Here is a 24,210-nt window from a genome sequence, read left to right on the forward strand (position 1 = left end):
CATGGTTCCCACCGTCACCCAGCAACTGCGCTCGATGCGCCGCCGATTCTGCGACACCATCCTGCCCGCGCTGCCCGCCGACGCTGATTTCGCGCGGGAACAGGCGAATCTGATGCTCGCGACCTTCGACTGGTTGCTCGACACGCACGAACACGAATACCGGTACCAGGTCGTGGAGAACCACGAGTATCGCGCCCTGCTCGCCGCGCTGAGCGCGCTGACCGGTGGTGATCGGTCGCAGGTCGATACCTGCTTGGCCGAGCCTGGACCGGCGCGCGACGAGGCGAGCGTGCCGCTGGCCGATCTCGCCGGACAGAACCGTCGGCTCAAGGAGCACGCCATGAGCCTGGCCTCGGCGTTGCTCGACGGCCCCGGTCCCAGCGCCGCGCGGACACTGCTCGCGAACGCGGCCCGCGCGCAAGGGGATCGCGAACTCGCCTACTACCGATCGACCGGCTTCCCGCAGAACGCAGCACCACTCGGGTCGAACCTCGACTCCGCCCGCCACGACTGACCTCCGACATCGATGTCGGGAAGGGAACGAGCAGCGTGAACGATCAGGTCAAGAACTTCGAACTGCAGGTAGACCAAAACCGCCTCGACGACCTCCGCGCTCGCCTGGAGCGCGTTCGGTGGCCCGGTGAACAGCCCGTCGAGGACTGGTCGCAGGGCATCCCGCTGTCCTACATCCAGGGCCTGGCCGCCTACTGGGCGGACGGATACGACTGGCGCCAGTGCGAGAACAAGCTGAACGCCGCGCAGCAGTTCCGCACCGAGATCGACGGTGTGGACATCCACTTCCTGCACGCGCGGTCTCCGCACGAGGGAGCGCTCCCGCTGATCCTCACGCACGGCTGGCCCGGCTCGGTCCGGGAGTTCCTGGACCTGGTCGAACCGCTCACCAACCCTTCGGACCCGGCCGACGCCTTCCACGTCGTGATCCCGTCGCTGCCCGGCTTCGGCTTCAGCGGCCGGCCGAGCTCCACCGGGTGGGGAGTGAAGCACATCGCGGATGCGTGGGCGCAGCTGATGACCAGGCTCGGCTACCCGCGTTTCGGTGCGCACGGCGGGGATTGGGGCTCGGTGGTGTCCTCGCGCCTCGCGGCGGTGGCCCCGGACCGGGTCGTCGGCGTGCACTTGCCGATCCCGTACGTCGACCTCGCTGCCGAGCCGGACCCGCCGGAGTCGATGAACGACTTCGAGAAGCAGGGCGCGGCGATCAGCGCCGACTACGGGACCAGCGGCACCGGCTACTTCGTCGAGCAGATGACCAAACCGCAGACCCTCGGTTACGGCCTCGCCGACTCCCCGGTCGGCCAGCTCGCCTGGATCGTGGAGAAGTTCCACGGCTGGACCGACTGCGCCGGGCACCCGGAGAACGCGGTCGACCGGGATGCTCTGCTGGACAACGTGATGCTGTACTGGCTGTCGAACACCGGGGCGTCGGCGGCCCGGATCTACTGGGAGAGTCTCGCTGACCTGCCGCGGGATCAGATCACCGTGCCGACCGGTTGCTCGATCTTCCCGAAGGAGATGATCCGGGTACCACGGGCGCGCGCGGAGACCCGGTTGGTCAACATCCGGTACTGGAACGAGCTGCCGGCCGGCGGGCACTTCGCCTCGCTGGAGCAGCCGGAGATCTTCGTCGGAGAGCTGCGGAAGTTCTTCCGGCTCGTTCGCTGAGGAGCGGTTGCAGCGTGACACGCGTGGCCGCTCGGGTACCGGAATCTCGGCGGTTTCCTCGCGGCGGGGTCGACTTCTGAAGTAGCTCCCTGCTCGGGGAAATCGCTGTCCTCGTGAGGAAGCCGCCGAGGCCACGCCGGGGTCGGCCTGCCAAGCCGGCCGTTGTTCCGGATCCGGCGCTCACAAGATCAAAATCATTCTGCAAGGCACTCCCGAGTCGCCCGTCCAGGCAGCCGCTCACAGGGGGCGTCAGCGCTCGATACGGGGCCGGGCTTCCATGTGGTTCCTTTTTGGTCTGTCCTTTATTATGGTATGCAAAAAAGTCCAGTAGGCGCTCGCGGGCAACGGCCCGTCCATCGCACGTGCACGACATCAAGACGGGAGAACTCCATGAGCAATCGAGTCGCCTTCGTGACCGGTGGCGCGCAGGGGATCGGTGAAGGGATCTCCAAAACACTGGGCGCGCAGGGATTCTGGGTCGCCGTGGCCGATCTCAACGTGGTGCGCGCGAAGGAGACGGCGGAGGCCATCACCAGCGGCGGGGGCAAGGCGATCCCGGTCGAGGTCGACGTGACCGACTCGGGTTCGGTCGCGGCGGCGGTCAAGGCCGCGACCGACGAGTTCGGTCCGGTCGAGATCGTGGTGAACAACGCCGGCTTCGACGACTTCATGAAGTTCGTCGACACCACCGAGGACTTCTGGGACCGGATTCTGGACGTGAACTTCAAGGGCGCACTGCGGGTCATCAAGGAGGCTGTGCCCGGCATGATCGACCGCGGCTGGGGCCGGGTGGTCAACATCGGTTCGGACGCCGGTCGGGTCGGATCGTCGCTGGAGTCGGTGTACTCCGGGGCGAAGGGCGGGATCATCGCCTTCACCAAGACCCTCGCTCGGGAGGTGGCGTCCAAGGGGGTCACGGCCAACACCGTGTGCCCGGGGCCGACCGACACCCCGGCCCTGCGGAAGTTCGCGGACAGCTCAGGGCAGGACGCCGAGAAGGTCATCGGCGGCATGACCAAGGCAGTGCCGATGCGCAGGTTGGCGGCGCCGGACGACATCGCTGCGGCGGTGTCCTTCTTCGCCTCCGACGCCGCCGGGTACGTGACCGGGCAGACGCTGTCGGTCAGCGGCGGCCTGACGATGGCGTGATGACGGACGGGCCGGGCGGAACGGGGCGGGAGGACGAGGGATTGGGCGCGCAGGACGACGTGTTGTGGTCGGCGGTGCACGAATACGACGACATCGGATACGAACGCAGCGAGGACGGCATAGCGAAGATCACGATTCGCCGTCCGGAGGTCCACAACGCGTTCCGCCCGCAGACCCTCGTGGAGATCTCCGCGGCGTTGCTGCACGCCAGGGAGGATCCTGAGATCGGCGTGATCATCCTGACCGGCCAGGGAACCGAGGCCTTCTGCTCCGGCGGCGATCAGCGGGTCCGCGGCGACACCGGATACCTCTCGGAACCGGGTGTGGAACAGGCCGTCGGCAGGTTCCACGTGACGGACCTGCAAGTGCAGATCCGCCGGCTGCCGAAACCGGTCGTCGCGATGGTGGCCGGTTATGCGATCGGCGGGGGCAACGTGCTGCACCTGATCTGCGACCTGACCATCGCCGCCGACAACGCGCGCTTCGGCCAGACGGGGCCGAAGGTCGGATCGTTCGACGGCGGTTTCGGCGCGGGCCTGCTGGCCCAGCTGGTCGGTTTCAAGCAGGCCAAGGAGATCTGGTTCCTCTGCCGCCAGTACGACGCCGCGACCGCCCGCGAGATGGGCCTGATCAACACGGTGGTCCCGCTGGCCGACCTGGAACGCGAGACCGTCGGCTGGTGTCGCGAGATGTTGCAGCTCTCGCCGTTCGCGCTGCGGCTCATGAAGTCCAGCTTCCACGCGGCCGAAGACGGCCTGTCGGGCGTCCAGCAACTCGCCCACGACGCCAACCTGCTGTTCTACGCCACGGATGAGGCCAAGGAAGGGCGCGAGGCGTTCAAGGAGCGGCGTGCTCCGGAGTTCGGACGGTTCCCGCGGCGGGCTTGACCGAGGGATCGTGAAGTCCACAAGGGACTGAATTCGTCGAGCACGGGCGACGTCCGGTTAGGAAGAGGTTCGGGATGGCGGAAACCAGTGAATCGGCGGTGGTGTGGCGCAAGGTGGCGGATGCCGTCTTGCACATCACCTTGAACCGCGCCCCGGCGAATGCGCTCGGGCCGCCGATCATCGACGGCATCAACGCCGCGCTGGACGAGGCGGACGCGGACGAGGCGGTGAAGGTCATCGTCATCTCCTCGGCGGTGCAGGGGTTCTTCGCCGCCGGAGCGGACATCAAACACATGTCCTCAGTGGATTCCAAGTCGTTCACCGCATACGGGGACGCACTGCGGGCGGCGCTGGACCGGCTCGCCGCGCCAGAGCGGATCAGCGTCGCCGCAGTGGACGGCGTCGCACTGGGCGGAGGTCTTGAACTCGCGATGGCCTGCACGCTTCGAGTGGGCGGCGCCGACGCCCGCTTCGGGCTCCCGGAGGTCAAGCTCGGCCTGATCCCCGGGGCAGGTGGGACCCAGCGGCTGCCGCGCCTGGTCGGGCGTGGCCGAGCGCTCGACATCATGCTCACCGCGCGGCAGGTCCCGGCCGCCGAAGCGCACGCGATCGGATTGATCGACCGGCTCGCGGTGGCGGGTGCGGCAGAGCAGGACGCGCTGACGCTGGCAGAGCAGCTGTGCGGCCCGTCGCTCGCGGCGCAACAGGCGGTCGTGCGCACCGTGGACGCCTCCTTCGACCGGCCGTTGCCCGACGGGCTGGCCTACGAAGTGGCTCAGATCCAAGGTTTGTTCGAGCACGGCGAGGCACGGGAAGGCATCGCGGCTTTCCTGGACAAGCGTCCGCCGAAATTCGCCTGACCCCCGTAGACCGGCGCGTGCGGGCGCGCCGAACGGGCTCGCCGCGCTCGGCCCCGGGGCGCGTGCGCGGCGAGCTCCGCTCGCAGGATCGTGCGGAAATGTGGAACAGGAAGAGGAATCCGCCATGTACGGAGTGAACATTTTCAGCGCCGGGTACGGCCCGGAACGTTTCCGTCGTGCGGCGGACCTCGCTGTGCAGGCCGAGGATGCCGGGTTTGACGCGGTGTGGACCGGGGAGCTGTACAACCGGTCCGCGACGGTGCCGATGGCGACCCTGGCCGCGGCCACCGAGCGGGTCCGGATCGGGTCCAACATCGCCTACGGCGTCGGCCGGTCGCCGCTGGTGTGGGCCGCGGAAGCGCGCGACTTGGAGGAGCTCTCCGGCGGCCGGGTCGTATTGGGGCTGGGCAACGGAACGCCGAAGATGATGGAGCACTGGCACGGGGTGAGCGGGGAGAGCCCGGCGGTGCGGATGGAAGAGCTCGTCGAGGTGCTGCGCAAGCTGTGGCGGCTGCACGAAGGCCCGGTGGACCACGACGGCCGGTTCTACACGGTGCACGTGCGCCCGACCAGCGAGGTGCCGCCGCCGTATCGGGACCGGTTGCCGATCTGGACCGCCGGAGTCAATCCGCGGATGGTCCAGGCGGCGGGCCGGGTCGCCGACGGTCTGGTCGGGCATCCGATGTTCACCGGGAAGTACGTCGACGAGTTCGTCCGCCCGGCGTTGGAGAAGGGAGCCGCGCACGCGCAGCGGTCGACGGATGAGATCACGTTGATGGGCATCGTGATGTGCTCGGTCGATGCAGACGAGCAGGTGGCGCGGCGGCGCCTGGCTTACGCGATCGGGCAGTATGCGCCTTCCCGCGTGTACGACCGGTTCTTCGAGTTGCACGGTTGGTCCGCGCAGCAGCAGGAGATCAGGGAGGCCGCGCGCAGCGGCGACGACGAGGCGCTGGTGGCGGCCGTGCCGGACGAGGCGATCGACGCGATCGGGGTGGCCTGCACGCCGGACCGGATCTCCGAGAAAGTCGCACGGCACACCGCCGGGTTCGACCACGTCAACCTCGTCGTGCCGCCGTGGGGGCTGAGCCCGGAGTCCGCGGAGGAGTCGACCCGACTGATCATCGAGGGGATGCGCGGAGCGCTCGGCCACCGCGCCGCGTAGTTCAGCGACCCATTCCGCGGGAGAAGGAGCGAGACATGCAGGACGCGGTGCTGGTCGCCGGTGCCCGGACGCCGATCGGGCGGTTCCTCGGTGGGCTGAGTGCGTGCACGGCCACCGACCTCGGTGCCGTCGCGATCGGGGAGGCGCTGTCCCGGGCGGGCGTGGAACCATCCGAAGTGGACTCAGTCGTGCTGGGAAACGTGGTGCAGGCGGGAAACGGCGCCAATCCGGCGCGCATCGCGGCCGTCGCGGCGGGGCTACCGATGTCGGCTCCCGCGACGACCGTGAACAAGCTCTGCTTGTCGGGACTCGCGACCGTGGCACAGGCCGCTCAGCTGATCGCCGTGGGTCAGTGCGAGGTGGTGGTGGCCGGCGGCATGGAGTCGATGTCGAATGCGCCGCACCTGGCCAGACTTCGTGCGGGGCGGAAGTTCGGCGACGCGCAGCTCGCCGACGCATTGGAGAACGACGCGCTGACCTGCGCCTTCGACGGGATTCCGATGGGTGCCGCGACCGAGCGCTACCAGGAGGGCATCTCCCGCGCCGAGCAGGACGAATACGCCGCGGAGTCGCACGCCCGCGCCGCGCGCGCCGCTGCGATCGGGCACCTGGCAGCCGAGGCCGTCCCGGTCGCCACCCGCGGCGACGCGGTGGAGCACGACGAAGGAATCCGGCCCGGCACGACCGCCGAGAAGCTCGCGCGGCTGCGTCCGGCGTTCTCCGCCGACGGGACGATCACGGCAGGGTCGTCCTCGCAGCTGTCGGACGGCGCCTGCGCGGTCGTGGTGATGAGCAAGCGCCGCGCCGTGGAGCACGGGATCGAATGGCTGGCCGAACTCGGCACTTATGGCACGGTGGCCGGCCCGGATCCCTCACTGCTGTTGCAGCCCGCCGGCGCGATCCGGGACGCGGTGCGCCGGGACGGCGCGGTTTCGGTGGCCGATCTCGACCTGGTGGAGATCAACGAGGCGTTCGCCGGGGTTCCGATCGCCTCCACTCGGGAGTTGAGCCTCGATCCCGGGCGGGTCAACGTCAACGGCGGTGCCATCGCGCTGGGGCACCCGGTCGGGATGAGCGGCGCCCGGCTGATCCTCTCGCTCGCGCACGAATTGCGCAGGCGGGGTGGCGGCATCGGTGCTGCGGCGCTGTGCGGTGGTGGCGGCCAGGGCGACGCGCTGCTGCTGCGGATACCGGGCTGAGGCCCCTGCCTTTGAACTCGTCTTGCTTGGTGGGTCAGGGAGCGGAACCCCAGCGGTTTCCTCCCCGCGGGAGCGATTTCCGAAATGGCTCCACTCGGCGAAATCGCTGTTCTCGCGAGGGAACCGGCGAGAACGTGCTTCTGATCGCTCTGCTTTGGTGGTCGTTGCTCAGCGGTTCCGCCGGCGGCAGGACAACGTGGCCCGGCCGCCGCGTGCCGATTCGATCTTGGCATCCGGGGGGATTGTGATACCGCCTTCGCAGTCGTATGGTCCAAAGGTCAGACCTTAAGGGAGGCGATGTCCAATGATGGGCGAGCTGGTCCGGTACGAGACCGACGAACACGGCGTGGCCGTGGTGACGCTGGACGATCCGGACACGCGCAACGCGCTCAGCGATGAGCTCCTGGACGAGCTCCTGGACGCGTTGCACGCGGCGAAGGCCGACGACGACGTCCGCGTCGTTGTGCTCGCCTCCTCGCACGACCGCGTGTTCTCCGCCGGCGGCAACCTAAAAGCCTTCGCCGATGACCGCCCCGCGGTGACCAAGTACGCCGGTCTCGACCGGTTCCCGCGCCTGTTCGAACTGATCGGCGGCCTCGGCAAGCCTGTTCTTTGCGCGGCGGGCGGCGACGTGCTGGCCGGCGCTCTGGGGCTCGCGCTCGCGTGCGATCTGGTGCTGGCCAAAGAATCGGTGCGATTCGGCTGCCCGGAGATCAACGTCGGGGCCTTCCCGTTCATGATCTCAGCCCTGATCTACCGCAACGTCGGCCGGATGAAGGCCAACGAGCTGATGATGCTCGGCGAGAAGATCAGCGCAGTGGAAGCCCGGGAACTCGGCATCGTCAACAAAGTCGTGCCGGACGCTGAGTTCGACGGGGCGGTGCGCGACTGGGCACGCAGGATCGCGGCGAAATCCCCGCTGCTGATGAAGCTCGGCAAGGACGCGGTCAACAGCACCCGGGACCTGTCCCTCGGCGCGGCGTTGGACCACCTCCAGGGGCAGCTCGCGCTCGCCTTCACCACCGAGGACCTGGCGGAGGGAGTGCGCGCCTTCCGCGAGAAGCGCGAGCCGGTCTGGGCGCGGCGATGACTGCGGCTCCACGACGCGACATCCGCCGCCGTTGCCGGGACAGGACATCCCGCCGATCGCGGACCGATGTGGTCCCGGTCCCTGGAGGTAATCGATGAAATGCTTGAACACCGCTTACGAGACGTTGCTGCTCGCCGAACCGTCTCCCGGCGTAGTCGTGGTCATGCTGAACCGGCCGAACCGCTCGAACGCGATGACCGACACCATGTTCGTCGAGATGGAACACCTCGCCCTCAGCCTCGACGACGAGGACGATTGCCGAGTCGTGATCATGACCGGGGCGGGAACGACCTTCTGCGCCGGTTACGACCTCGCCGACGCCGACGAACTCCCCGGGCTCGGAGCGATGGCCATGCTCGACCAGCAGGAGCGCGCCGTCCGCGCGCTGCTGGCCATCCGATCGATGCGCTCCCCGGTGATCGCCGCCGTCGAAGGCGCCGCCGCCGGTGGCGGGCTAGCGCTCGCGCTCGCCGCCGACATCCGGCTCGGTTCGGCGACCGCGAAGTTCAACGCGGCGTTCGTGCGAATCGGGCTCTCCGCCGGAGACCTCGGCACGTCGTGGCTGCTGACCCGGTTGATCGGACCTGCCGCGGCGAGCGAGATCTGCTTCACCGGCCGGATCGTGCGCGCCGAGGAGGCCGCCCGGATCGATCTGATCAACCGCGTCAGCGAGGGCGACGTGCTGGACGACGCGGTGACGCTCGCCGAATCGATCGTGGCCAACTCCCCTGGTGGCGTGCAGCTGTCGAAGCGTGCCCTCCAGGCGAACATGGAGGTCTCTTCGTACGCCGCCGCGCTGGAGCTGGAGAACCGCGGTCAAGCGCTGCTGACTCGAGGTAGCGACATGCCCGAAGCGCTGGCCGCCTTCAAGGAGAAGCGGGCGCCCGTCTTCACCGGCCGCTGACCTAAACGTCTTGAAGGGAGGAGTGATCATGGCCGCCTTGGACGTGCCGGAGCTCGACACGCTGACCTTGGAGCTCCTGAGTGAGGACGTCGCCGTGCTTCGCGTGAACCGTCCGGATCGGATGAACTCGCAGACCGTGCAGATGTTCACGGACTACCGCAGGGCTGCGCACGCGCTGCGCGACAGCGGAGTGCGCGCGCTGATCGTCACCGGCGCCGGCGAGCGCGCGTTCTGCGCCGGGTTCGACCTCGACGAGATCGAAGTCATCACCCGGATGGGAGTCCGGGAATTCCTCAAGTTCCAGGAGACCGCCACCGGCGGCATCCAGGCGATCCGGCACCTGCCGTTCCCCGTGATCGCGGCAGTGCACGGGCCGGCGACCGGGGGAGGCCTGGCGCTCGCGCTCGCCGCGGACATCCGGCTCGCGGCGCCGACCGCGAAGTTCAGCGCGGCCTTCGTGAAGGTCGGGCTGTCGATGGGGGAGTTGGGCACCTCCTACAACCTCAGTCGCCTCGTCGGGCCTGCCATGGCCGCCGAGATCGGTTTCACGGGGCGGCTCGTCAAGGCTGAGGAGGCCGGCCGAATCGGCCTCGTCAACCGGGTGGTGGCCGGCGAGGAGCTGTTCGGCGAGGCGATGGAGACCGCCCGGATGATCGCTTCCAACTCCCCTGCGGGCGTCCGCATGTCCAAGCGGGCCATCCAGCGAAACCAGGAGATCACCTCGTATGCCGCGGCGCTCGAACTGGAGAACCGCGGACAGGCATTGCTGACCCGCACCGAGGACATGCCCGAGGCGTTGGCGGCGTTCAAGGCCGAGCGCGCACCGCGGTTCACGGCGAGGTGAGAGTCGGATGAGTTGGGGATGGACTCCGGAAACCCTCGACGCACTGTCCCGATTCCTGCGAGTTCGCGGGCTGTGCGACGGCCCGGTGAGCGCCGAGCGCATCGGTGACGGGCACTCGAACCTGACCTACCTCGTCCAGGACGGCACACGCGAAGTGGTTCTCCGGCGGCCCCCGCCACCGCCGGTCCCGCCGGGCGCGCACGACATGCTGCGTGAGGCACGGCTCATCGGAGCGCTCGACGCCACCGGCGTCCCGGTGCCGGGCGTGCTCGCCACCGCGGAGGCAGGTGAAGTCCTCGATGTGCCCTTCTACGTGATGAGTCTTGTAGAGGGGCCGGTCGTGACCACCGAGACCCCGAACCCGCTGGACACCCCGCAGCTGAGAAGGCAGGTCGGCGAGTCACTGGTCGACACGCTCGCCGATCTGCACGCCGTGGATCGGCGCGCGGTGGGGCTCGGCGATCTCGGCAAACCCGAAGGATTCAACCAGCGCCACCTTCACCGCATGGGACGCCTCGTCGCCGACGAGGGAGGCTGCCCGCCGCCGCTTTTCGAAGTGATCTACTCCTGGCTCGACCGGCACGCTCCGCCCGAGTCAGATCATGCGATCGTGCACAACGACTTCCGCATCGGAAACGTCGTGCTGGCACCGGATGGACCCGGCCGCGTGGCCGCGGTGCTGGACTGGGAGCTGGCCACCATCGGAGATCCGCTCTTCGACGTGGGCTACTTCCTCGCTTCGGTGCCGGAGCCCGGCGTTCCTCTGACGCCGACCTCGGAGTTCGGCACGGCGATGTGCGAGGACGGTTACCCGTCGCGACAGGAACTCGCAGACCGCTACGCGCGGCGCACCGGCCGCGATCTGTCCGGTTTGGACTGGTACACCGCGCTGGCGCTCTGGAAGCTCGCGGTGCTGTACGAGTACGGCCGCCGCCGGGCGGTGCGGGGGGTCGGGGACCAGTACTACGCCGATTCGGGTCTGGTGCGGTCTTTCCTCGAAGCCGCGCACGACACCGCGGGACTCGAACCCCCGCGTTTCTCCACCAAGGAAGAGATCGCGGAGACGCGCTGAGCCGCGCCCGCCCGGCAAGACGGCGGAACGCACGGCGCCGGAATCGGTTGACGAAAGGCGGCGAAGATGACGACGCGAGGGATCACGGTGCTGGCCGGTGGCGTGCGGAACACGCAGGCGGTCGCCGCGCGCGCGGAAGCGGCCGGGTTCGACGCCGCCTGGTCGGGGGAGTTCCTGAACCGCTCGGCGGTGGTCTCGGTCGCGGCCATGGCCGCGAGCACCGATCGGATCGGTGTCGGCTCGGCGATCGCCTACGCGGTCGGCCGGTCTCCGCTGGTGCTGGCCAACGACGCGAAGTTCCTCGACGAGATGAGCGGCGGCCGGTTCACGCTCGGACTCGGCACCGGAACCCGCAAGATGATGCAGGCTTGGCAAGGGGTCACGGATCCCGACGGTCCTGCCACCCGCATGGAAGAACTCGTCCCGCTGATCCGGAGGCTGTGGCGGCTGCACGAGGAGCCGGTGCGGCACGAGGGGCGCTTCTACACCGTCGACATCACTCCCACGGCCGCCATCGACGCACCGTTGCGGGCGGACATCCCCATCTACACCGCTGGCGTGAACTCCCGCATGGTCGAGGTCGCCGGACGGGTGTCCGACGGCCTGATCTGCCACCCGACCATGACCGATCGCTACTTGGCGGACGTCGTCCGACCGGCGATCGTCCGCGGCGCGGAGAAGACCGGCCGCTCGACGCGGGACGTCGCGCTCAAGGGTGTGATCATCTGCTCGATCTCTGACGACGTGCGGCAGGCGCGGCGCGAGGCGGCGGCTCAGATCGCGTTCTACGTGGCACCGAAGTCGTACGGCCCGGTGATGGCGGCATCCGGGTTCGGCGCCGAGGCGAGCGCGATCCAGCAGGCCTTCCGCAACCGTGACCACGAAGCGATGATCGCCGCGGTTTCGGATCGGATGCTCGCGGAGATGGCAGTGTGCGGCACGGCCGACGAAGTGCGCGATACCCTGCCCGCGATCGAGAAGCGCTACGACCACGCGGCGCTGTACTCGCCCAGCTTCACGTTGGCGCCCGAGCGCGTCGCGGAGAACACCGAGGCGATCATCGAAACGTTCGCCGACCGTCCGCGGTGAGCCACCACCGGTTGCGTGAAGCGGCCCAGCCGACCGGGCAGAGTCGACCGTCGCGCCGCACGAGTTCCACGACGTGCGGTCAGGAATTGAGCGTGGCCAAGCCTTCGCGTACGAACCCGGTCACCACGTCCGCGAGATCGGGCTGCCGCGCCGTGGCCTTCGGCCAGTAGGTGATCGAGAAGATCACGCTGAGGCAAGCGTGCGTGCCGGTGGCGACCTTCGCCTGCGATGCGTTCGGGAAGCACCGCCCGATGGTCGTTTCCCAGCGCCCTACGTACTGGCGCCGCCTGCGCGCGAAGTGTCGCTGCCACGGGTCGACCAGGGAGCGGTCCTCCCGCTGGTAGACGTTGACGAGGTGCCGGTGGTCGACGGCGAAGCAGACGTGGTGCCGGATCAACCGATCAAGGTCCAGCTCCGGGTCGTCGTGCACCGGTGCGGTCGCGCTCAGCAGCTCGTCGAGGGCCTCGTTGAACAGCGTCGCCAGGATCTCGTCCTTGCCGGAGAAGTGCCGGTACAGCGCCGGACCGCTCAGGCCGGCACGCGTTCCCAGCTCGTCGACGCTGGCACCGTGGAACCCCTTCTCGAAGAAGACCGCGGCCGCCGTATCAAGGATCTTCCGGTCCCTGTCCACCCGGCTGAACCTACCACAATCCTGTGAACGATCGTTATCCTGAAGTGGCATCGTCCGCATCGGAGCGGACGCCGACGGAGGGCACGGGATCGTGCGCGCGGAGTTTCGGCACGGGGAGACCGGTGGTGGCGGAGATGCTCGCAAGCGGGCCGAACTGCTCGACCGCGGCCGTCGGCTGCTACAGGGGGTCGAGGGTCTGACGGGGCGCCGCAGGGGAGTCGTCCACGACCCGGCGGGCTTGGAATCCGCGCTGGTGGTCGTGGTGGGGGAGCTCGCGGAGGAAATGTCCGACGGGCAGCCGGAATCTCGAGTTGGGACCACCTTGGCCGAGGTGCACGCGTTGCGGTTCGAACTCCGGGATCTCCTCGCGCGGGAACGAAGCCGGCGGCTCGACGCCGTCGAGTCGGAGCTCGGCCCGCTCCGCGACGTGGGGGAGCCGGAACAGCTGCTGGGGCAGGTGTGCGAGGCGGTGGTGCGCGGCTGCGGGCTCGACCGCGTGCTGCTCTCCCGTGTCGAAGGCGTGACGTGGCGGCCGCACAAGTCCCACGCGATCGACAACCGGGAGGCGGAACGTACGTTCCGCGACTGGCTGCGGGTGACCCCGGAGGTCCCGCTGGCGGACATGCCGTTGGAGGGCGAGATGGTCCGGCGGCGCGGGCCCGCGATCGTCACCGATCCCACCGGAGATCCACGGGTGTATCGCCCGCTGCTCGACGCGTCCGCGATGAACTCCTATGTCGCCGCGCCCGTGATGCCGACCGGCCGGGTCATCGGTTTCTTGCACGCCGATCGCATGGCCGAGCCCGTCACTCAGCTCGACCGCGACGTGCTGTGGTTCTTCGCGGTCGGCTTCGGTCGGATCTTCGAGCGCGCGGTGCTGATGGCGAGGCTGCGGGAACAGCGTGACCAGGTGCGCTCGGCGTTGCAGGCGGTGGAGGAGGTGCTCGACGGGCTCGCGTCGGCGGAGATCGAACTCGGTGGCAACGACGCCGGGCGACGGGGCGGCGGCAGTCGATCCGAACGCCCTCCGCTGGAACCCTCGCTGACCGGCCGCGAGCTCGAAGTGCTGGCACTGATGGCCACCGGCGCGACGAACAATCGGATCGCCGAGGAACTGGTGATCGCCACCGGCACGGTCAAGTCGCACGTCAAGCGGATCCTGCGCAAGCTGGGTGCGGAGAACCGCGCCGAGGCGATCTCGCAGTACCTGCGCCTGACTATGTAGTGGGGATAGGCGCCGGGTCAGCCGGTGACGACCGCGGCGCGGGCGCGCAGCACCGCGTCCTCGCCGCGGGTGGCGGTGAGCTGCAACTCGGCGATCTCGTTGTCCACCGAGCGCACTTCACCGGAGAACAGCAGCGTGTCGCCGAGGAAGACGGGAGCGGCGAACCGCACTTCGTACTCGCGCAGGTGCTCCACCCCGGCCCAGTCGGTCAGCCACGCAGCCAGCATGCCCGCGTGCATCTGTCCCATCGCCAGCACGCCGGGGAATCCGGCGGCGCGGGCGAACTCGGGATCGTGGTGCAGCGGGTTGAAATCCCCGCCCGCCCCGGCGAAGCGCACGACGTCGGTCTGGGTCACCGGGCCGACCTCCCGTGCGGGGAGAGACGTGCCGGGTCGTACCACGACGGGTGCTCTCACTGCGGATCTCCTCGCTCGATCAATGTTTCGCGGAGCACGACCACCGGTTTCCCGCCGGCGTCGAGGTATTCGGTCTCCAGCGTCACGAAGCGCATGCCCTTCTTGTGGACGTCCTCGGCGACTCGGCGCACGCCGCGCAGGGTGTCCCCGGCCAGCAGCGGCCGGTGGTAGATCCACTTCACCGAGCCCACCACGACGCGTTCGAAGGCCAGTCCGAGCTCGGCGACGAAGGCGCGCTGGTCCCGGTGGTGACCGGCGACCACGACGTGTGTGGCCGTAGCGGGCACGTCGTCGAACCCGGCTCGACGCGCGGCATCGCGGTCGGTGTGCACCGGATCCGTCGCGCCGGTGGATCGGGTGAACTCGCGGATCTTCCCCCGCTCGACGTCGAAGGCGACCTCGTCCAGCGACTCTGCCGTCATCGTCGAACACCTTCCTATTTTGGTCTGTCCTATAATACCATTCGACCATTCACGAGATGAAGGGTTCGTTCATGGAGCTCGCAGACTCTCCGGCGGAGGCCCGGTTCCGGGGCGAGATCAGCAAGTGGCTGGGTGACGCGCTGCCGCAGCTGCCCTGGCCGGAACCGCCGGACCTCGAAGGCAAAGCGCCGTTCTGGCGCCAGTGGCAGCGGATGCTCTTCGACGCCGGATACGCGGGCGTGTACTGGCCGACGGAGTACGGCGGCCGTGGTGTCGACGAGAAACTGCGGGCGATCTTCAACGAAGAAGCTGACCGAGCAGGGGCGCCCGAACGTCTCAACATCATCGGTGAGGACTTCGCCGGCCCGACCATCATCGATTTCGGCACCGATGCGCAGAAGGAGCGCTTCCTGCGCCCGATCCTCACCGGTGCGGAGATCTGGTGCCAGCTGTTCTCGGAACCGGACGCCGGGTCGGATCTGGCTTCGCTGCGCACCAAGGCCACCAAAGTCGACGGTGGCTGGCGCGTCGAGGGGCAGAAGATCTGGACCAGTCGCGCCCAGCTCGCCACGCACGCGATCCTGCTGGCGCGCACCGGCGGTGGACCGCGGCACAAGGGAATCACGTACTTCCTGCTTCCGATGAGCAGCGAGGGCGTCACAGTGCGCCCGTTGGAGCACATGCTCGGTGAGGCGGAGTTCAACGAGGTGTTCCTGGACGACGTCTTCGTGCCGGACGAACTGGTCGTCGGAGACGTCGACGGAGGGTGGCGCGTGGCGATGAGCACGCTGTCCTACGAGCGCGTCGCGATCGCGACCGGTCGTGTCAACACGAAGCGCGCGGTGGACGACATCATCGCCGACATCGCCGAGCGGACCGGCGAAGACGACCGTCCACTGGGGACGGATCCGCGAGTCCGCGAGCAGGTGGCCGACCTCTACGGCCGAGCGCTGACGCACTACCTCATCGGCCAACGGGTGATCACGCAGGCAGCGGAGGGCGGCCCGCCCGGTCCGGTGGCTTCGATCGGCAAGCTGTTCTTCTGCCCGCTCGTGGAGGACTTGGCCGATTTTCGGCTCTCCCTGGATTCGCTCGGCGGCCAGTTCGGCCTGGACGACGAGCAGGTCGCCGAGTCCCGCTGGTTGCGGCTTGCCAACCAGGCCCGGGGAACCGCGATCGCAGGCGGGTCGACCTTCATCCAGCGCAACATCATCGCCGAGCGGATGCTCGGCATGCCGAGGAGCTGACGTGTACACCTGGAAGCCCAGCGACGACTACGTCGAGAACGCCAACGTCACGCGGTTCGCGCGAGCGCACGGGATCGGTTCCATCGACGAGCTGCGCGCGCGGTCGGTGGCCGACATCGGTTGGTACTGGGACGCGGTGGTGCGGGACCTGGGTCTGCCGTTCCGCCGGGCCTATTCGGAGGTCGTGGACATCACCGCCGGGATCGAACATCCCGACTGGTTCACCGGCGGGGAGCTGAACATCGTGGATGCCTGCCTGGGCCGGTGGGCGAGCGAGGCGCCGGACCGTGCGGCCGTGGTGCACGAAGCCGAGGACGGCAGTACCCGGACGCTGACCTTCGGGGAGCTGGCGGAGCAAGTCGACCGCCTAGCCGCCGGACTGCGCGGGCTCGGCGTGGGGCGCGGCGACTCCGTCGGCCTCTACCTGCCCATGATCCCGGAAGCGGTCATCGCCTGCTACGCGGTGGCTCGGCTGGGCGCGGTCCTGGTGCCGCTGTTCTCCGGCTTCGCTCCGGCGGCGATCGCCGCTCGGTTGCAGGACGCCGACGCGAAGGTGGTCATCGTCGCCGACGGCACGATCCGGCGCGGGCGTGAGGTGGCGATGAAGCCGCTGCTCGACTCCGCGCTGGAGTCATGTCCGACGGTGCGGCACGTCGTGCTGGTCGGCAATGTCGATCCGGAACCCGGAACGAGTACCGAACGCGATGTGCGGTGGTCGGAACTTTCCGCAGGAGAGGTCGGCCCGGCGGCCGCTATGCGGCCGACAGAGACGTTGTTGCTGGCCTACACCTCCGGTACCACCGGACGCCCGAAGGGGGCTGTGCACACCCATGCCGGGTTCCTCGTAAAAACGGCCAGCGAGGTGGCGTACGCCTTCGACGTCGGGCCGGGCGGGGTGTTCTGCTGGGTGACCGACATGGGCTGGATCATGGGCCCGCTGTCCATCTTCGGCACGCATGCCAACGGCGCGACGCTGCTGCTCTACGAAGGTTCCCCTGACGTGCCGGGCAACGACCGACTGTGGCAGCTGGCCGAGCGGCACCGGGTGAGCATGCTCGGAGTGTCTCCGACGCTGATCCGTTCGTTGCGCACCGGCGCGGAGCCCGCGCACGAGCGGTTCGACCTGTCGTCGGTGCACGTTCTGGGATCCACGGGTGAGCCGTGGGACCCGGATTCCTACGACTGGCTGGCCGGGACCGTCTTCGGCGGGAGGGTCCCGGTCATCAACTTCTCCGGTGGCACCGAGGTCGGTGGTTCGTTCCTGTCGCCCTACCCGGTCGAGCCGATCCGGAGCTGTTCGCTCGGCGGGCCGTCGCTGGGGATGGACGTCGACGTGGTCGACGACGCAGGCCGGTCGGTGCGCGGGCAGGTGGGCGAGCTGGTCTGCCGCCAGCCGTGGCCGGCGATGACGCGCGGAGTCTGGAAGGACGACGCGCGTTACCTGGAGGAGTACTGGTCGACGTTCCCGGGGATGTGGCGGCACGGCGACTTCGCCCTGGTTGACGACGGCCAGTGGTTCATCCGCGGACGCTCCGACGACGTCATGAACATCGCGGGCAAGCGGCTCGCGCCTGCCGAGGTGGAGGCGGTGCTGACCGCGCACCCTGCGGTGTCGGAGGCCGCGGCGGTCGGCGTGCCCGATCCGAAGAAGGGCGAGTCCGTCCGGGCGTTCTGGGTGCCCGCCGCCGGGTCCGAGGAGGACGTCTCGAGCCGACTGCGGGAAATGGTCGCCGAGGAGCTGGGAAAGCCGTTCGCGCCCAGCGCGGTGCACCGGGTCGGACAGCTGCCCAAGACCCGATCGGCGAAGATCCTCCGCCGCGCGATTCGTGCCGTGGTGCTGGACCAGGATCCCGGCGACCTCTCCGGCGCCGAGAACGTCGAGGCGATCGACGAGATCCGGAAGGCGATCGAGGACTGACGTCACCGGCGAGGGGCGGGGGCGGCAGTCCCGTCCTGGGCGTCTCACCTGTGTCCAAGAGGCCGAGATGCGTTGGTACCTCGAGGCAACTTATGGACCAATGGTCTGACCTAAAGTACTATTTGGGTGGACATGGTCGTAGCGAAGCCGCGGGAAGCGCCGTGGAACTCCGGGAGGAGCGGGAATGCGGTGGACATTGACCGAGGACCAGGAGCTGTTCAGGTCCTCCTTCCAGGGGTGGCTCGAACGGTTCGCCCCGGCGGAGGCCGTGCGCGGCTGGCTGGACTCCGGCGACCCCTCTGCGTTCGAGCGGCGGTTCGCTGAGGAAGGCTGGTTCGCCATCGGCTCACCGGAGAAATGCGGCGGCCAAGGCGGCGGCCTGGTCGAACTGGCGCTCGCTGCCGAGCAGCTGGGCGGTTGCGCGGCGCCCTCGGCGGCCTGGTCAGCCGCAGTGGTGGCGGCGCCGCTGCTCGCCGGAGCGCCCGACCTGGCGGCAAAATCCCTCGTTGAGGGTGAGTTCGCCGTGCTCGCGGTGAACGCGGACCGCCCGCCGGACGCCGGTGGTGCGGTGTCGCGCAGCGGAGGCACCGTGACGAACGTGCTCGGTGCGGACAGGGCACGGCGGTTCGTCGTGCCGATCCGCGAGGACGGGCGGCTCGCACTGGTCGTGGTGGACGCGACGGACGTGGAGCTCGTGCACCGCGAACTGCTCGATCGCAGCCGTTCGGTCGCCGACGTCGTCGTTCCGGACCTGTCGCGGCACGCCGCGATCGAGGTCGCCGACGGCATCCTCGCCGAGGCCGCATCGCGTGCGGCCGTCCTGGTGGCGGCGGACAGCCTCGGGGCCGCGGAGCGCATGCTGACGATGGCGGTGGACTACAGCAAGCAACGGCAGCAGTTCGGCGTACCGATCGGGTCGTTCCAGGCCGTCAAGCACGCCGCGGCCAGCATGCTGGTCTCCGTAGAATCCGCGCGTTCGCTCGTCTACTACGCGGCAGCGTCAGTGGAACAGGGGCATGAAGACGCCGCACTGCACGCCGCCGCAGCCAAATCCCAGACGTGTCCGGCGGCCGAGGGCGTGGCCGACAGCGCGCTGACCACGCACGGTGCGATCGGCTACACGTGGGAGCACGACCTCCACCTGTTCTACAAGCGTGCGAAGCTCAACTCGCGCTTGTTCGGCTCGTCGAAGACGTGGAACGAGCGCTTGGCCACGGCCCTCCCACTGCTGCCGGCCGCCTAGGAGTCCTCGCAGGGTGATTTGCGCAGCGGGGCGGGTGGCGAAATATCTGCCGGTGGCCCGGTGATCGTTGCTCGGCGGTTCCGCCGCCGACAAGACACAGATCAGGACCATTCCGCAAGGACACTGGCTCGCCCGGGTCGATGCGGTTCGTTCTGATTTCGCTTTGATGGCGGGAGTTTTCGCTTTGGGTTCGGAACCGACCGAATGCAGGAACGTAGGAACGACGTGGCCGCAGGAGGCAGGTGGGCTCCCGTGATCGACCTGTCATCGCACGTCCGGCCAGGGACCGGCGTCTGGTGGAGCCAGGCCGGTGCGGAGCCGACGCCGCTGGTGCACGCGTTGCTCGATCAGGCCGACGATCTCGGGCCCGTGCGCGCGTTCTGCGGGCTGAGCTGGGACCAACGGCTGGTTCGCGAGCTTCCGAGCAGCGTGTCGCTGTCCTCCTACGGAGCCCTCGGCCAATTGCGCCGGCTCAGCAGGGCCGGGCGCCTCGACGTGGTTCCCTGCCACTACTCCGCCCTGCCGCGGTTGTTCGCGGAGGGAGCGTTGCCGGCTGACGTGGGATTCGTCCAGGTGTCCCCGCCCGACGCCGCGGGCACTTGCTCGCTGGGAATCGGGGTGGACTACATCGCGGACGCGATCGCGCACACCCCGGTGCTGATCGCCGAGATCAACCGCAGGATGCCGGTCACGACAGGGGCCGCGCGCCTGCCGCTGAGCCGGTTCGCCGCCGTGGTCGAGACCGACCGCCCGGTCGGCGAAGCACCCGCTCGCCCGGCCGACGACGTCGAACAGGCGATCGCGCGGAACGTCGCCGAGTTGATCGAGGACGGCGACACCCTGCAGATGGGCGTCGGCTCGCTGCCCGCCGCCGTGCTCGACCGCCTCGCCGGACATCAGGACCTCGGCTTCCACACCGGGATGATCTCCGACGGCGTGCTGAGCCTGGTGGAGAAGGGCGTGCTCACCGGGGCGCAGAAGGAGATCGACCCCGGGCTGATCGTCACCGGCGCCGCGCTCGGCAGCTCCGAGCTCTACGAGCGGCTGGGAGACCTGCCCGTCGAGTTCCGCCCGGCCAGCTACACGCACTCGCCTGCGACGCTGTCCCGGCTGCGGTCCCTCGTGTCGATCAACTCCGCCATCGAGGTCGACCTCACCGGCCAGGTGGGCTCCGAGCGGCGGCGCGGGGACTACATCGGCGCGATCGGCGGGCAGGTCGACTTCTCCAGAGCGGCGGCGCTCACCGGAGCGCGGTCGATCATCACGCTCAGGGCGACTTCCGGGGAGAACTCCACGATCGTTCCCACTCCTACCGGGCCGGTCACCACGGGACGCTCCGATGTGGACATCGTGGTCACCGAGCACGGCGCGGCACACCTGCGGGGGTGCGACCTGCCGGAGCGGACACGCAGGCTGACCGCCATCGCCGGACCCGAGCACCGGGACGCGCTGTCCAGGGCGGCCATCCAGTGACGTCGGAGCGCACCAGCGGCGACCGGCGTTTCCTCGTCTTGACGGACTCACGTGTTCGGCGAGCGGATTTCGGGCACCGGACACCGAAACGGTGAACGACTTCGAGGGCGCTGCCACCCGCGGATCTGGAGAGCCGTGGAGGTGGCGGCGCCCTCGGCGTTCGGCCGGAGCGAGTCAGAGCCCGAGGCTCTTGCTGATGATCTCGCGCTGGATCTCATTGGTGCCACCGCAGATCGGCGGAGCGAGCGCCTCGCGCGAACCTGCCCCTCCATGCCGAATTCCCGGGCGCAGCCGGACCCGCCCATCAGCTGCATGGCCTCCAGCGCGGTCCGCTTGCTCACCTCGGTGCACTTGAGCTTCGCCATGGATCCCTCGCGGGCCGGCTGGTCTTCTTCACCGGCGCCGATGCGCTCGGCCACCTCGTACAACGAACGCCCGGCAGCAGGCGATGTCCGTGGCCAGGTCGACCAAGCGGTGGCGGACCGCCTGGAAACCTCTGATCGGGCGGCCGAACTGCTCCCGCTGCCGGACGTAGTCCAGCACGTCGTCGAGAGAGCGTTGTGCCGCGCCCAGCGACATGGCGGCGATGATCAAGCGTTCCACGCTGAGACCGCGCATAAGGTGATCCCACGCCCTGCCGACCTCTCCGACGAGGGTCGTCGCGGGCACCCGCACCTCGGTGGAGAACAGGTCGTTGCCCGTGCGGGCCTCCATCGTCTTGATGTCCCGGATCTCCAATCCCCGGGGCATCGGTGCGCACGATCAGCAGAGTCAGCCCATCGTGCTTCCGGCTCTCGACCGAGGTGCGCGCCAGCACAAGCAGATGGTCGGCCACGTGCGCGGCCGATGTCCGGGTCTTCTGCCCGTTTATGACGTAGCCGTCACCGTCGAACACCGCGTTGAGCCGCGCCGAGATCGGAACCGGCCCCGGGCGCGGAGAGCGCGATCGCCTCCAGACGACCGCGGCACAGACCGCCCAGGATCTCCTCCTCCTGCTGCTCGGTGCCGTACCGGAGGTAGGTCTGCGCCGCGGTGAGACCGGTGGAGTAGGCGGTGATCGGCGCCAACCCGCGCGAGGTCCCCTCCATGGCGAGGCACTTCTCGACCATTCCGGCATCGGCCCCGCCGTACTGCTCCGGAATGGACACGCCGAGCCACCCGAGATCGGCCAGCTTGCCGCTGTCGGTGAGCGCATCCCGCTGCTGGGGGGTGTGGCATTCGTCGGCGCAGAACTCGCGGATCGCTTCGGCGAACCGCCGCCGCTCATCGGTGCGCCGCATTCCTGCCTACGTGAACGGTCGTTCCTGATCAGGCCCCGCGGTAAGGGGAGAAGTCCGGCTTGCGCTTCTCGTTGAAGGCGTTGACGCCTTCCTTGGCCTCGTCGGACTCCCCGAACGTTTTGAGGTAGGAGTACGCCAGCGATCCGACGCTGGCAAAGTGCTCGGTGTCGGTGTTGAAGGACTGCTTGAGGACCTTGAGCGTGGTCGGCGAAAGCGCGAGGATCTCGTCCGCCCAGGCGCGCACTTCGGAGTGCAGGTCGGCGGGCGCCACGACCTTGTTCACCAGGCCCCAGTTCTCGGCCTGCGCCGCGCTGTAGCGGCGGCACAGGAACCACACTTCGCGAGCCCGCTTCTCACCGAGCACGCGCGCGAGGTAGGCGCTGCCGAAGCCGGCGTCGAACGACCCGACGCGCGGCCCGTTCTGGCCGAACACCGCGGTGTCCGCGGCGATCGTGAGGTCGCACAGCACGTGCAGCACGTGCCCGCCGCCGATGGCGAAACCGTTCACGGCGGCGATCACCGGCTTGGGCACGTCGCGGATGACCCGGTGCAGCGCGTCGACCTCGAACAGGCCGGAGTCGGATGGGCCGTAATCGCCGGTCTCGGCGCGCTGCTTCTGGTCGCCGCCCGCGCAGAACGCCTTCTCTCCGGCGCCCGTCAGGCAAATGGCTCCGACCTCCGAGCTCGCCCAGGCCTGCTTGAACGCCTTGACCAGCTCGTCGACGGTCTGCGCGCGGAACGAGTTGTACCGTTCGGGACGGTTGATGGTGATCCAGGCCAGCCCGTTGTCGATCTCGTACGTCACGTCGGTGAACTCGTGCATCGTTGCGACGACCTTTCACGTTCGAAGGGTGGTGGGCGCAAGGCCCGTGTGCGGGGCGCTGCGGTACGCCGACCGTAGGTCGCGATAACGTGCGTTATCAAGGTGACGACATCCGATCGGTCTCGGCAGGTCGCTGATTTACCCACAAAGGGAGAGGGAACTGCCCATTGCGGGCGGTGAGCCGACGGCTCGGGTGTCGAACTCGGTCGACGTCTCGAGGGTTCGCGGATGCGCCGGGACACGCGCCCGCTGTCCGGCGGAGGTGTCGCGAGACACACTCGCTTTGACTTGAAGTCCGTCTCGTCCTCGGTGAACATCTCGACTCAGATAGTTGGACGACCAAGTAAATTTCTGGCGTTTTCCGTTGCCGGCGCCCCTGATGCGGGAGCGATGGCGCGTTCTGGATGGGCCCGCGAAGGCTGTTCCCGAGGAGGACCGATGAGCGAGTACGAGACCATCGAGATCGAGCGCACCGGCAGGGTGGCCACGGTCAAGCTGAACCGGCCGCAAGCGCTGAACGCGTTGAACCTCCAGCTGATGCGGGAGGTCACCGAGGAGGTGGCCGCGCTCGACCAGGACGATCATGTCGGCTGCATCCTGCTGACCGGTTCTCCCAAGGCGTTCGCGGCCGGTGCTGACATCAAGGAGATGCAGTCGCAGTCCTACATGGACGTTTACCTCAACGACTGGTTCGCCGGGTGGGATCGGCTCGCCGCGGTCCGCAAGCCGCTGGTGGCGGCGGTGTCCGGTTACGCGCTCGGCGGTGGCTGTGAGCTCGCCATGCTGTGCGACGTGATCATCGCCGCGGAGAGCGCGAAGTTCGGGCAGCCCGAGATCAAGCTGGGCGTGATCCCGGGCATCGGCGGATCGCAGCGGCTCACCCGCGCTATCGGGAAGGCCAAGGCGATGGAGATGTGCTTGACCGGGCGGACGATGAGCGCTCCGGAGGCCGAACGCAGCGGCCTCGTCGCCCGGGTGGTGCCCGACGACGCGCTGCTCGGCGAGGCGATGGAGACCGCGGGAACCGTGGCGGGCATGTCGGGGCCGGTGACGATGATGGTCAAGGAGAGCGTGAACCGGGCGTTCGAGACCACCTTGGCTGAAGGCGTCCGCTTCGAGCGCCGCACGTTCCACGCGACCTTCGCGACCGAGGACCAGAAGGAAGGCATGGCGGCCTTCGTGGACAAGCGTCCGCCGTCGTTCTCGCACCGCTGACCGTCGCGAATGAACCGGCAGCGTCGCCGGAGAGGGGAACCGCGAGCATGGGTGCTCTGCAGCTGGTCCTGGGCCTGATCTGCCTGGCCGTGACGGCCGTCGCGGTGGTGATGGTCGTCAAGACCGTGCGGCGGATGATCTCGTCCATCCGTCTCGGACAACCCGACCCGACCAGGCGTGGCCCCTTCGGGGCGCGGTTCGGGAACATGCTCAAGGAGGTCCTGGGCCACACCAAGATGCTCAAGTGGGGCCACGTCGGCGTGGCCCACTGGTTCGTCATGCCTGAGCCTGAGCGTGCTGGAGGCCTACTTCGAGGTCTTCGTCCCCACCTTCGAAACCCCGGTCCTGAGCTGGTTCGGCCCGTGGAACCTGATC

25 protein-coding genes and 2 pseudogenes are annotated in these 24,210 nt (G+C 68.8%); 19 read left to right on the top strand and 8 right to left on the bottom strand.

Annotation, left to right across the window (positions count from 1 at the left end; genetic code table 11):
* Position 1 precedes the first annotated feature (1 nt).
* The 12 genes from ACWD38_RS08870 to ACWD38_RS08925 all read left to right on the top strand — a co-directional run bounded on the left by ACWD38_RS08870 (position 2) and on the right by ACWD38_RS08925 (position 11,942).
* A complete protein-coding gene (locus ACWD38_RS08870; protein ID WP_450123750.1) occupies positions 2-514 on the top strand; it encodes a hypothetical protein in 513 nt (170 codons plus the stop codon).
* A gap of 35 nt (positions 515-549) precedes the next feature.
* Positions 550-1,683 (top strand): epoxide hydrolase family protein, encoded by a 1,134-nt coding sequence (locus ACWD38_RS08875; RefSeq protein ID WP_450123751.1) that lies wholly within the window; start codon positions 550-552, stop codon positions 1,681-1,683.
* A gap of 390 nt (positions 1,684-2,073) precedes the next feature.
* The gene (locus ACWD38_RS08880; protein ID WP_450123752.1) at positions 2,074-2,832 is read left to right on the top strand and encodes an SDR family NAD(P)-dependent oxidoreductase; all 759 of its coding nucleotides are present in this window, start codon (positions 2,074-2,076) and stop codon (positions 2,830-2,832) included.
* On the top strand, positions 2,832-3,719 hold the full coding sequence (gene menB / locus ACWD38_RS08885) for a 1,4-dihydroxy-2-naphthoyl-CoA synthase (RefSeq protein ID WP_450123753.1): 888 nt from the start codon (positions 2,832-2,834) through the stop codon (positions 3,717-3,719). The genes ACWD38_RS08880 and menB overlap by 1 nt, the downstream gene beginning before the upstream one ends.
* A gap of 74 nt (positions 3,720-3,793) precedes the next feature.
* Positions 3,794-4,579, top strand: coding sequence for an enoyl-CoA hydratase/isomerase family protein (locus ACWD38_RS08890; RefSeq protein WP_450123754.1), 786 nt, complete (start codon positions 3,794-3,796; stop codon positions 4,577-4,579).
* Between the two features lie 124 nt (positions 4,580-4,703).
* A complete protein-coding gene (locus ACWD38_RS08895) occupies positions 4,704-5,744 on the top strand; it encodes an LLM class flavin-dependent oxidoreductase (RefSeq protein ID WP_450123755.1) in 1,041 nt (346 codons plus the stop codon).
* A gap of 35 nt (positions 5,745-5,779) precedes the next feature.
* Positions 5,780-6,943, top strand: coding sequence for an acetyl-CoA C-acyltransferase (locus ACWD38_RS08900; protein ID WP_450123756.1), 1,164 nt, complete (start codon positions 5,780-5,782; stop codon positions 6,941-6,943).
* 307 nt (positions 6,944-7,250) lie between these two features.
* The gene (locus ACWD38_RS08905; protein WP_450123757.1) at positions 7,251-8,033 is read left to right on the top strand and encodes an enoyl-CoA hydratase/isomerase family protein; all 783 of its coding nucleotides are present in this window, start codon (positions 7,251-7,253) and stop codon (positions 8,031-8,033) included.
* 94 nt (positions 8,034-8,127) lie between these two features.
* Entirely contained in the window at positions 8,128-8,937 is an 810-nt protein-coding gene (locus tag ACWD38_RS08910; protein WP_450123758.1) for an enoyl-CoA hydratase/isomerase family protein, read from the top strand.
* A 28-nt stretch (positions 8,938-8,965) separates the two neighbouring features.
* Positions 8,966-9,781 carry an enoyl-CoA hydratase/isomerase family protein gene (locus ACWD38_RS08915; RefSeq protein ID WP_450123759.1) on the top strand — a complete coding sequence of 272 codons (816 nt, stop codon included), beginning with the start codon at positions 8,966-8,968 and terminating at the stop codon, positions 9,779-9,781.
* Between the two features lie 7 nt (positions 9,782-9,788).
* Positions 9,789-10,853 carry a phosphotransferase family protein gene (locus ACWD38_RS08920; protein WP_450123760.1) on the top strand — a complete coding sequence of 355 codons (1,065 nt, stop codon included), beginning with the start codon at positions 9,789-9,791 and terminating at the stop codon, positions 10,851-10,853.
* 66 nt (positions 10,854-10,919) lie between these two features.
* Entirely contained in the window at positions 10,920-11,942 is a 1,023-nt protein-coding gene (locus tag ACWD38_RS08925; RefSeq protein WP_450123761.1) for an LLM class flavin-dependent oxidoreductase, read from the top strand.
* A gap of 79 nt (positions 11,943-12,021) precedes the next feature.
* Here ACWD38_RS08925 and ACWD38_RS08930 read toward each other — a convergent pair whose 3' ends face one another.
* Positions 12,022-12,573, bottom strand: coding sequence for a TetR/AcrR family transcriptional regulator (locus ACWD38_RS08930; protein ID WP_450123762.1), 552 nt, complete (start codon positions 12,571-12,573; stop codon positions 12,022-12,024).
* 91 nt (positions 12,574-12,664) lie between these two features.
* Here ACWD38_RS08930 and ACWD38_RS08935 point away from each other — a divergent pair, with 91 nt between their 5' ends.
* Complete coding sequence (locus ACWD38_RS08935) at positions 12,665-13,798, top strand: LuxR C-terminal-related transcriptional regulator (protein WP_450123763.1); 1,134 nt, start codon at positions 12,665-12,667, stop codon at positions 13,796-13,798.
* Between the two features lie 17 nt (positions 13,799-13,815).
* Here the strand turns inward: ACWD38_RS08935 and ACWD38_RS08940 are convergent, their stop codons facing one another.
* Together ACWD38_RS08940 and ACWD38_RS08945 are read right to left on the bottom strand one after the other, a co-directional pair.
* The gene (locus ACWD38_RS08940; protein ID WP_450123764.1) at positions 13,816-14,214 is read right to left on the bottom strand and encodes a MaoC/PaaZ C-terminal domain-containing protein; all 399 of its coding nucleotides are present in this window, start codon (positions 14,212-14,214) and stop codon (positions 13,816-13,818) included.
* Positions 14,211-14,636, bottom strand: coding sequence for an FAS1-like dehydratase domain-containing protein (locus ACWD38_RS08945; protein ID WP_450123765.1), 426 nt, complete (start codon positions 14,634-14,636; stop codon positions 14,211-14,213). Before ACWD38_RS08945 ends, ACWD38_RS08940 begins: the two co-directional genes overlap by 4 nt.
* 71 nt (positions 14,637-14,707) lie before the next feature.
* Here ACWD38_RS08945 and ACWD38_RS08950 point away from each other — a divergent pair, with 71 nt between their 5' ends.
* The 4 genes from ACWD38_RS08950 to ACWD38_RS08965 all read left to right on the top strand — a co-directional run bounded on the left by ACWD38_RS08950 (position 14,708) and on the right by ACWD38_RS08965 (position 20,517).
* Positions 14,708-15,883, top strand: coding sequence for an acyl-CoA dehydrogenase family protein (locus ACWD38_RS08950; RefSeq protein ID WP_450123766.1), 1,176 nt, complete (start codon positions 14,708-14,710; stop codon positions 15,881-15,883).
* 1 nt (position 15,884) lies between these two features.
* Entirely contained in the window at positions 15,885-17,801 is a 1,917-nt protein-coding gene (locus tag ACWD38_RS08955; protein ID WP_450123767.1) for an AMP-binding protein, read from the top strand.
* Between the two features lie 184 nt (positions 17,802-17,985).
* Positions 17,986-19,044 carry an acyl-CoA dehydrogenase family protein gene (locus ACWD38_RS08960; RefSeq protein WP_450123768.1) on the top strand — a complete coding sequence of 353 codons (1,059 nt, stop codon included), beginning with the start codon at positions 17,986-17,988 and terminating at the stop codon, positions 19,042-19,044.
* Positions 19,045-19,296: 252 nt separating this feature from the next.
* Positions 19,297-20,517 carry an acetyl-CoA hydrolase/transferase family protein gene (locus ACWD38_RS08965; protein ID WP_450123769.1) on the top strand — a complete coding sequence of 407 codons (1,221 nt, stop codon included), beginning with the start codon at positions 19,297-19,299 and terminating at the stop codon, positions 20,515-20,517.
* A 47-nt stretch (positions 20,518-20,564) separates the two neighbouring features.
* On the opposite strand, the gene ACWD38_RS08970 is transcribed toward ACWD38_RS08965, so the two are convergent.
* The 5 genes and pseudogenes from ACWD38_RS08970 to ACWD38_RS08990 form a co-directional block, all read right to left on the bottom strand.
* Complete coding sequence (locus tag ACWD38_RS08970; protein ID WP_450123775.1) at positions 20,565-20,882, bottom strand: acyl-CoA dehydrogenase family protein; 318 nt, start codon at positions 20,880-20,882, stop codon at positions 20,565-20,567.
* Positions 20,883-20,910: 28 nt separating this feature from the next.
* On the bottom strand, positions 20,911-21,267 hold the full coding sequence (locus tag ACWD38_RS08975; RefSeq protein ID WP_450123770.1) for an acyl-CoA dehydrogenase family protein: 357 nt from the start codon (positions 21,265-21,267) through the stop codon (positions 20,911-20,913).
* A 46-nt stretch (positions 21,268-21,313) separates the two neighbouring features.
* Positions 21,314-21,412, bottom strand: a pseudogene (locus ACWD38_RS08980) (hypothetical protein); the annotation flags it as partial.
* Complete coding sequence (locus ACWD38_RS08985) at positions 21,399-21,797, bottom strand: acyl-CoA dehydrogenase family protein (protein ID WP_450123771.1); 399 nt, start codon at positions 21,795-21,797, stop codon at positions 21,399-21,401. The gene ACWD38_RS08985 and the pseudogene ACWD38_RS08980, both read right to left, overlap by 14 nt.
* A 28-nt stretch (positions 21,798-21,825) precedes the next feature.
* Entirely contained in the window at positions 21,826-22,620 is a 795-nt protein-coding gene (locus ACWD38_RS08990) for an enoyl-CoA hydratase-related protein (protein WP_450123772.1), read from the bottom strand.
* 438 nt (positions 22,621-23,058) lie between these two features.
* On the opposite strand from ACWD38_RS08990, the gene ACWD38_RS08995 reads away from it, so the two are divergent.
* Together ACWD38_RS08995 and ACWD38_RS09000 are read left to right on the top strand one after the other, a co-directional pair.
* Positions 23,059-23,835 carry an enoyl-CoA hydratase gene (locus ACWD38_RS08995; RefSeq protein ID WP_450123773.1) on the top strand — a complete coding sequence of 259 codons (777 nt, stop codon included), beginning with the start codon at positions 23,059-23,061 and terminating at the stop codon, positions 23,833-23,835.
* A 47-nt stretch (positions 23,836-23,882) separates the two neighbouring features.
* Positions 23,883-24,210 (top strand): annotated as a pseudogene (locus tag ACWD38_RS09000) (hypothetical protein); the annotation flags it as partial.

This window comes from Saccharopolyspora sp. NPDC002578 (genome assembly GCF_053592695.1).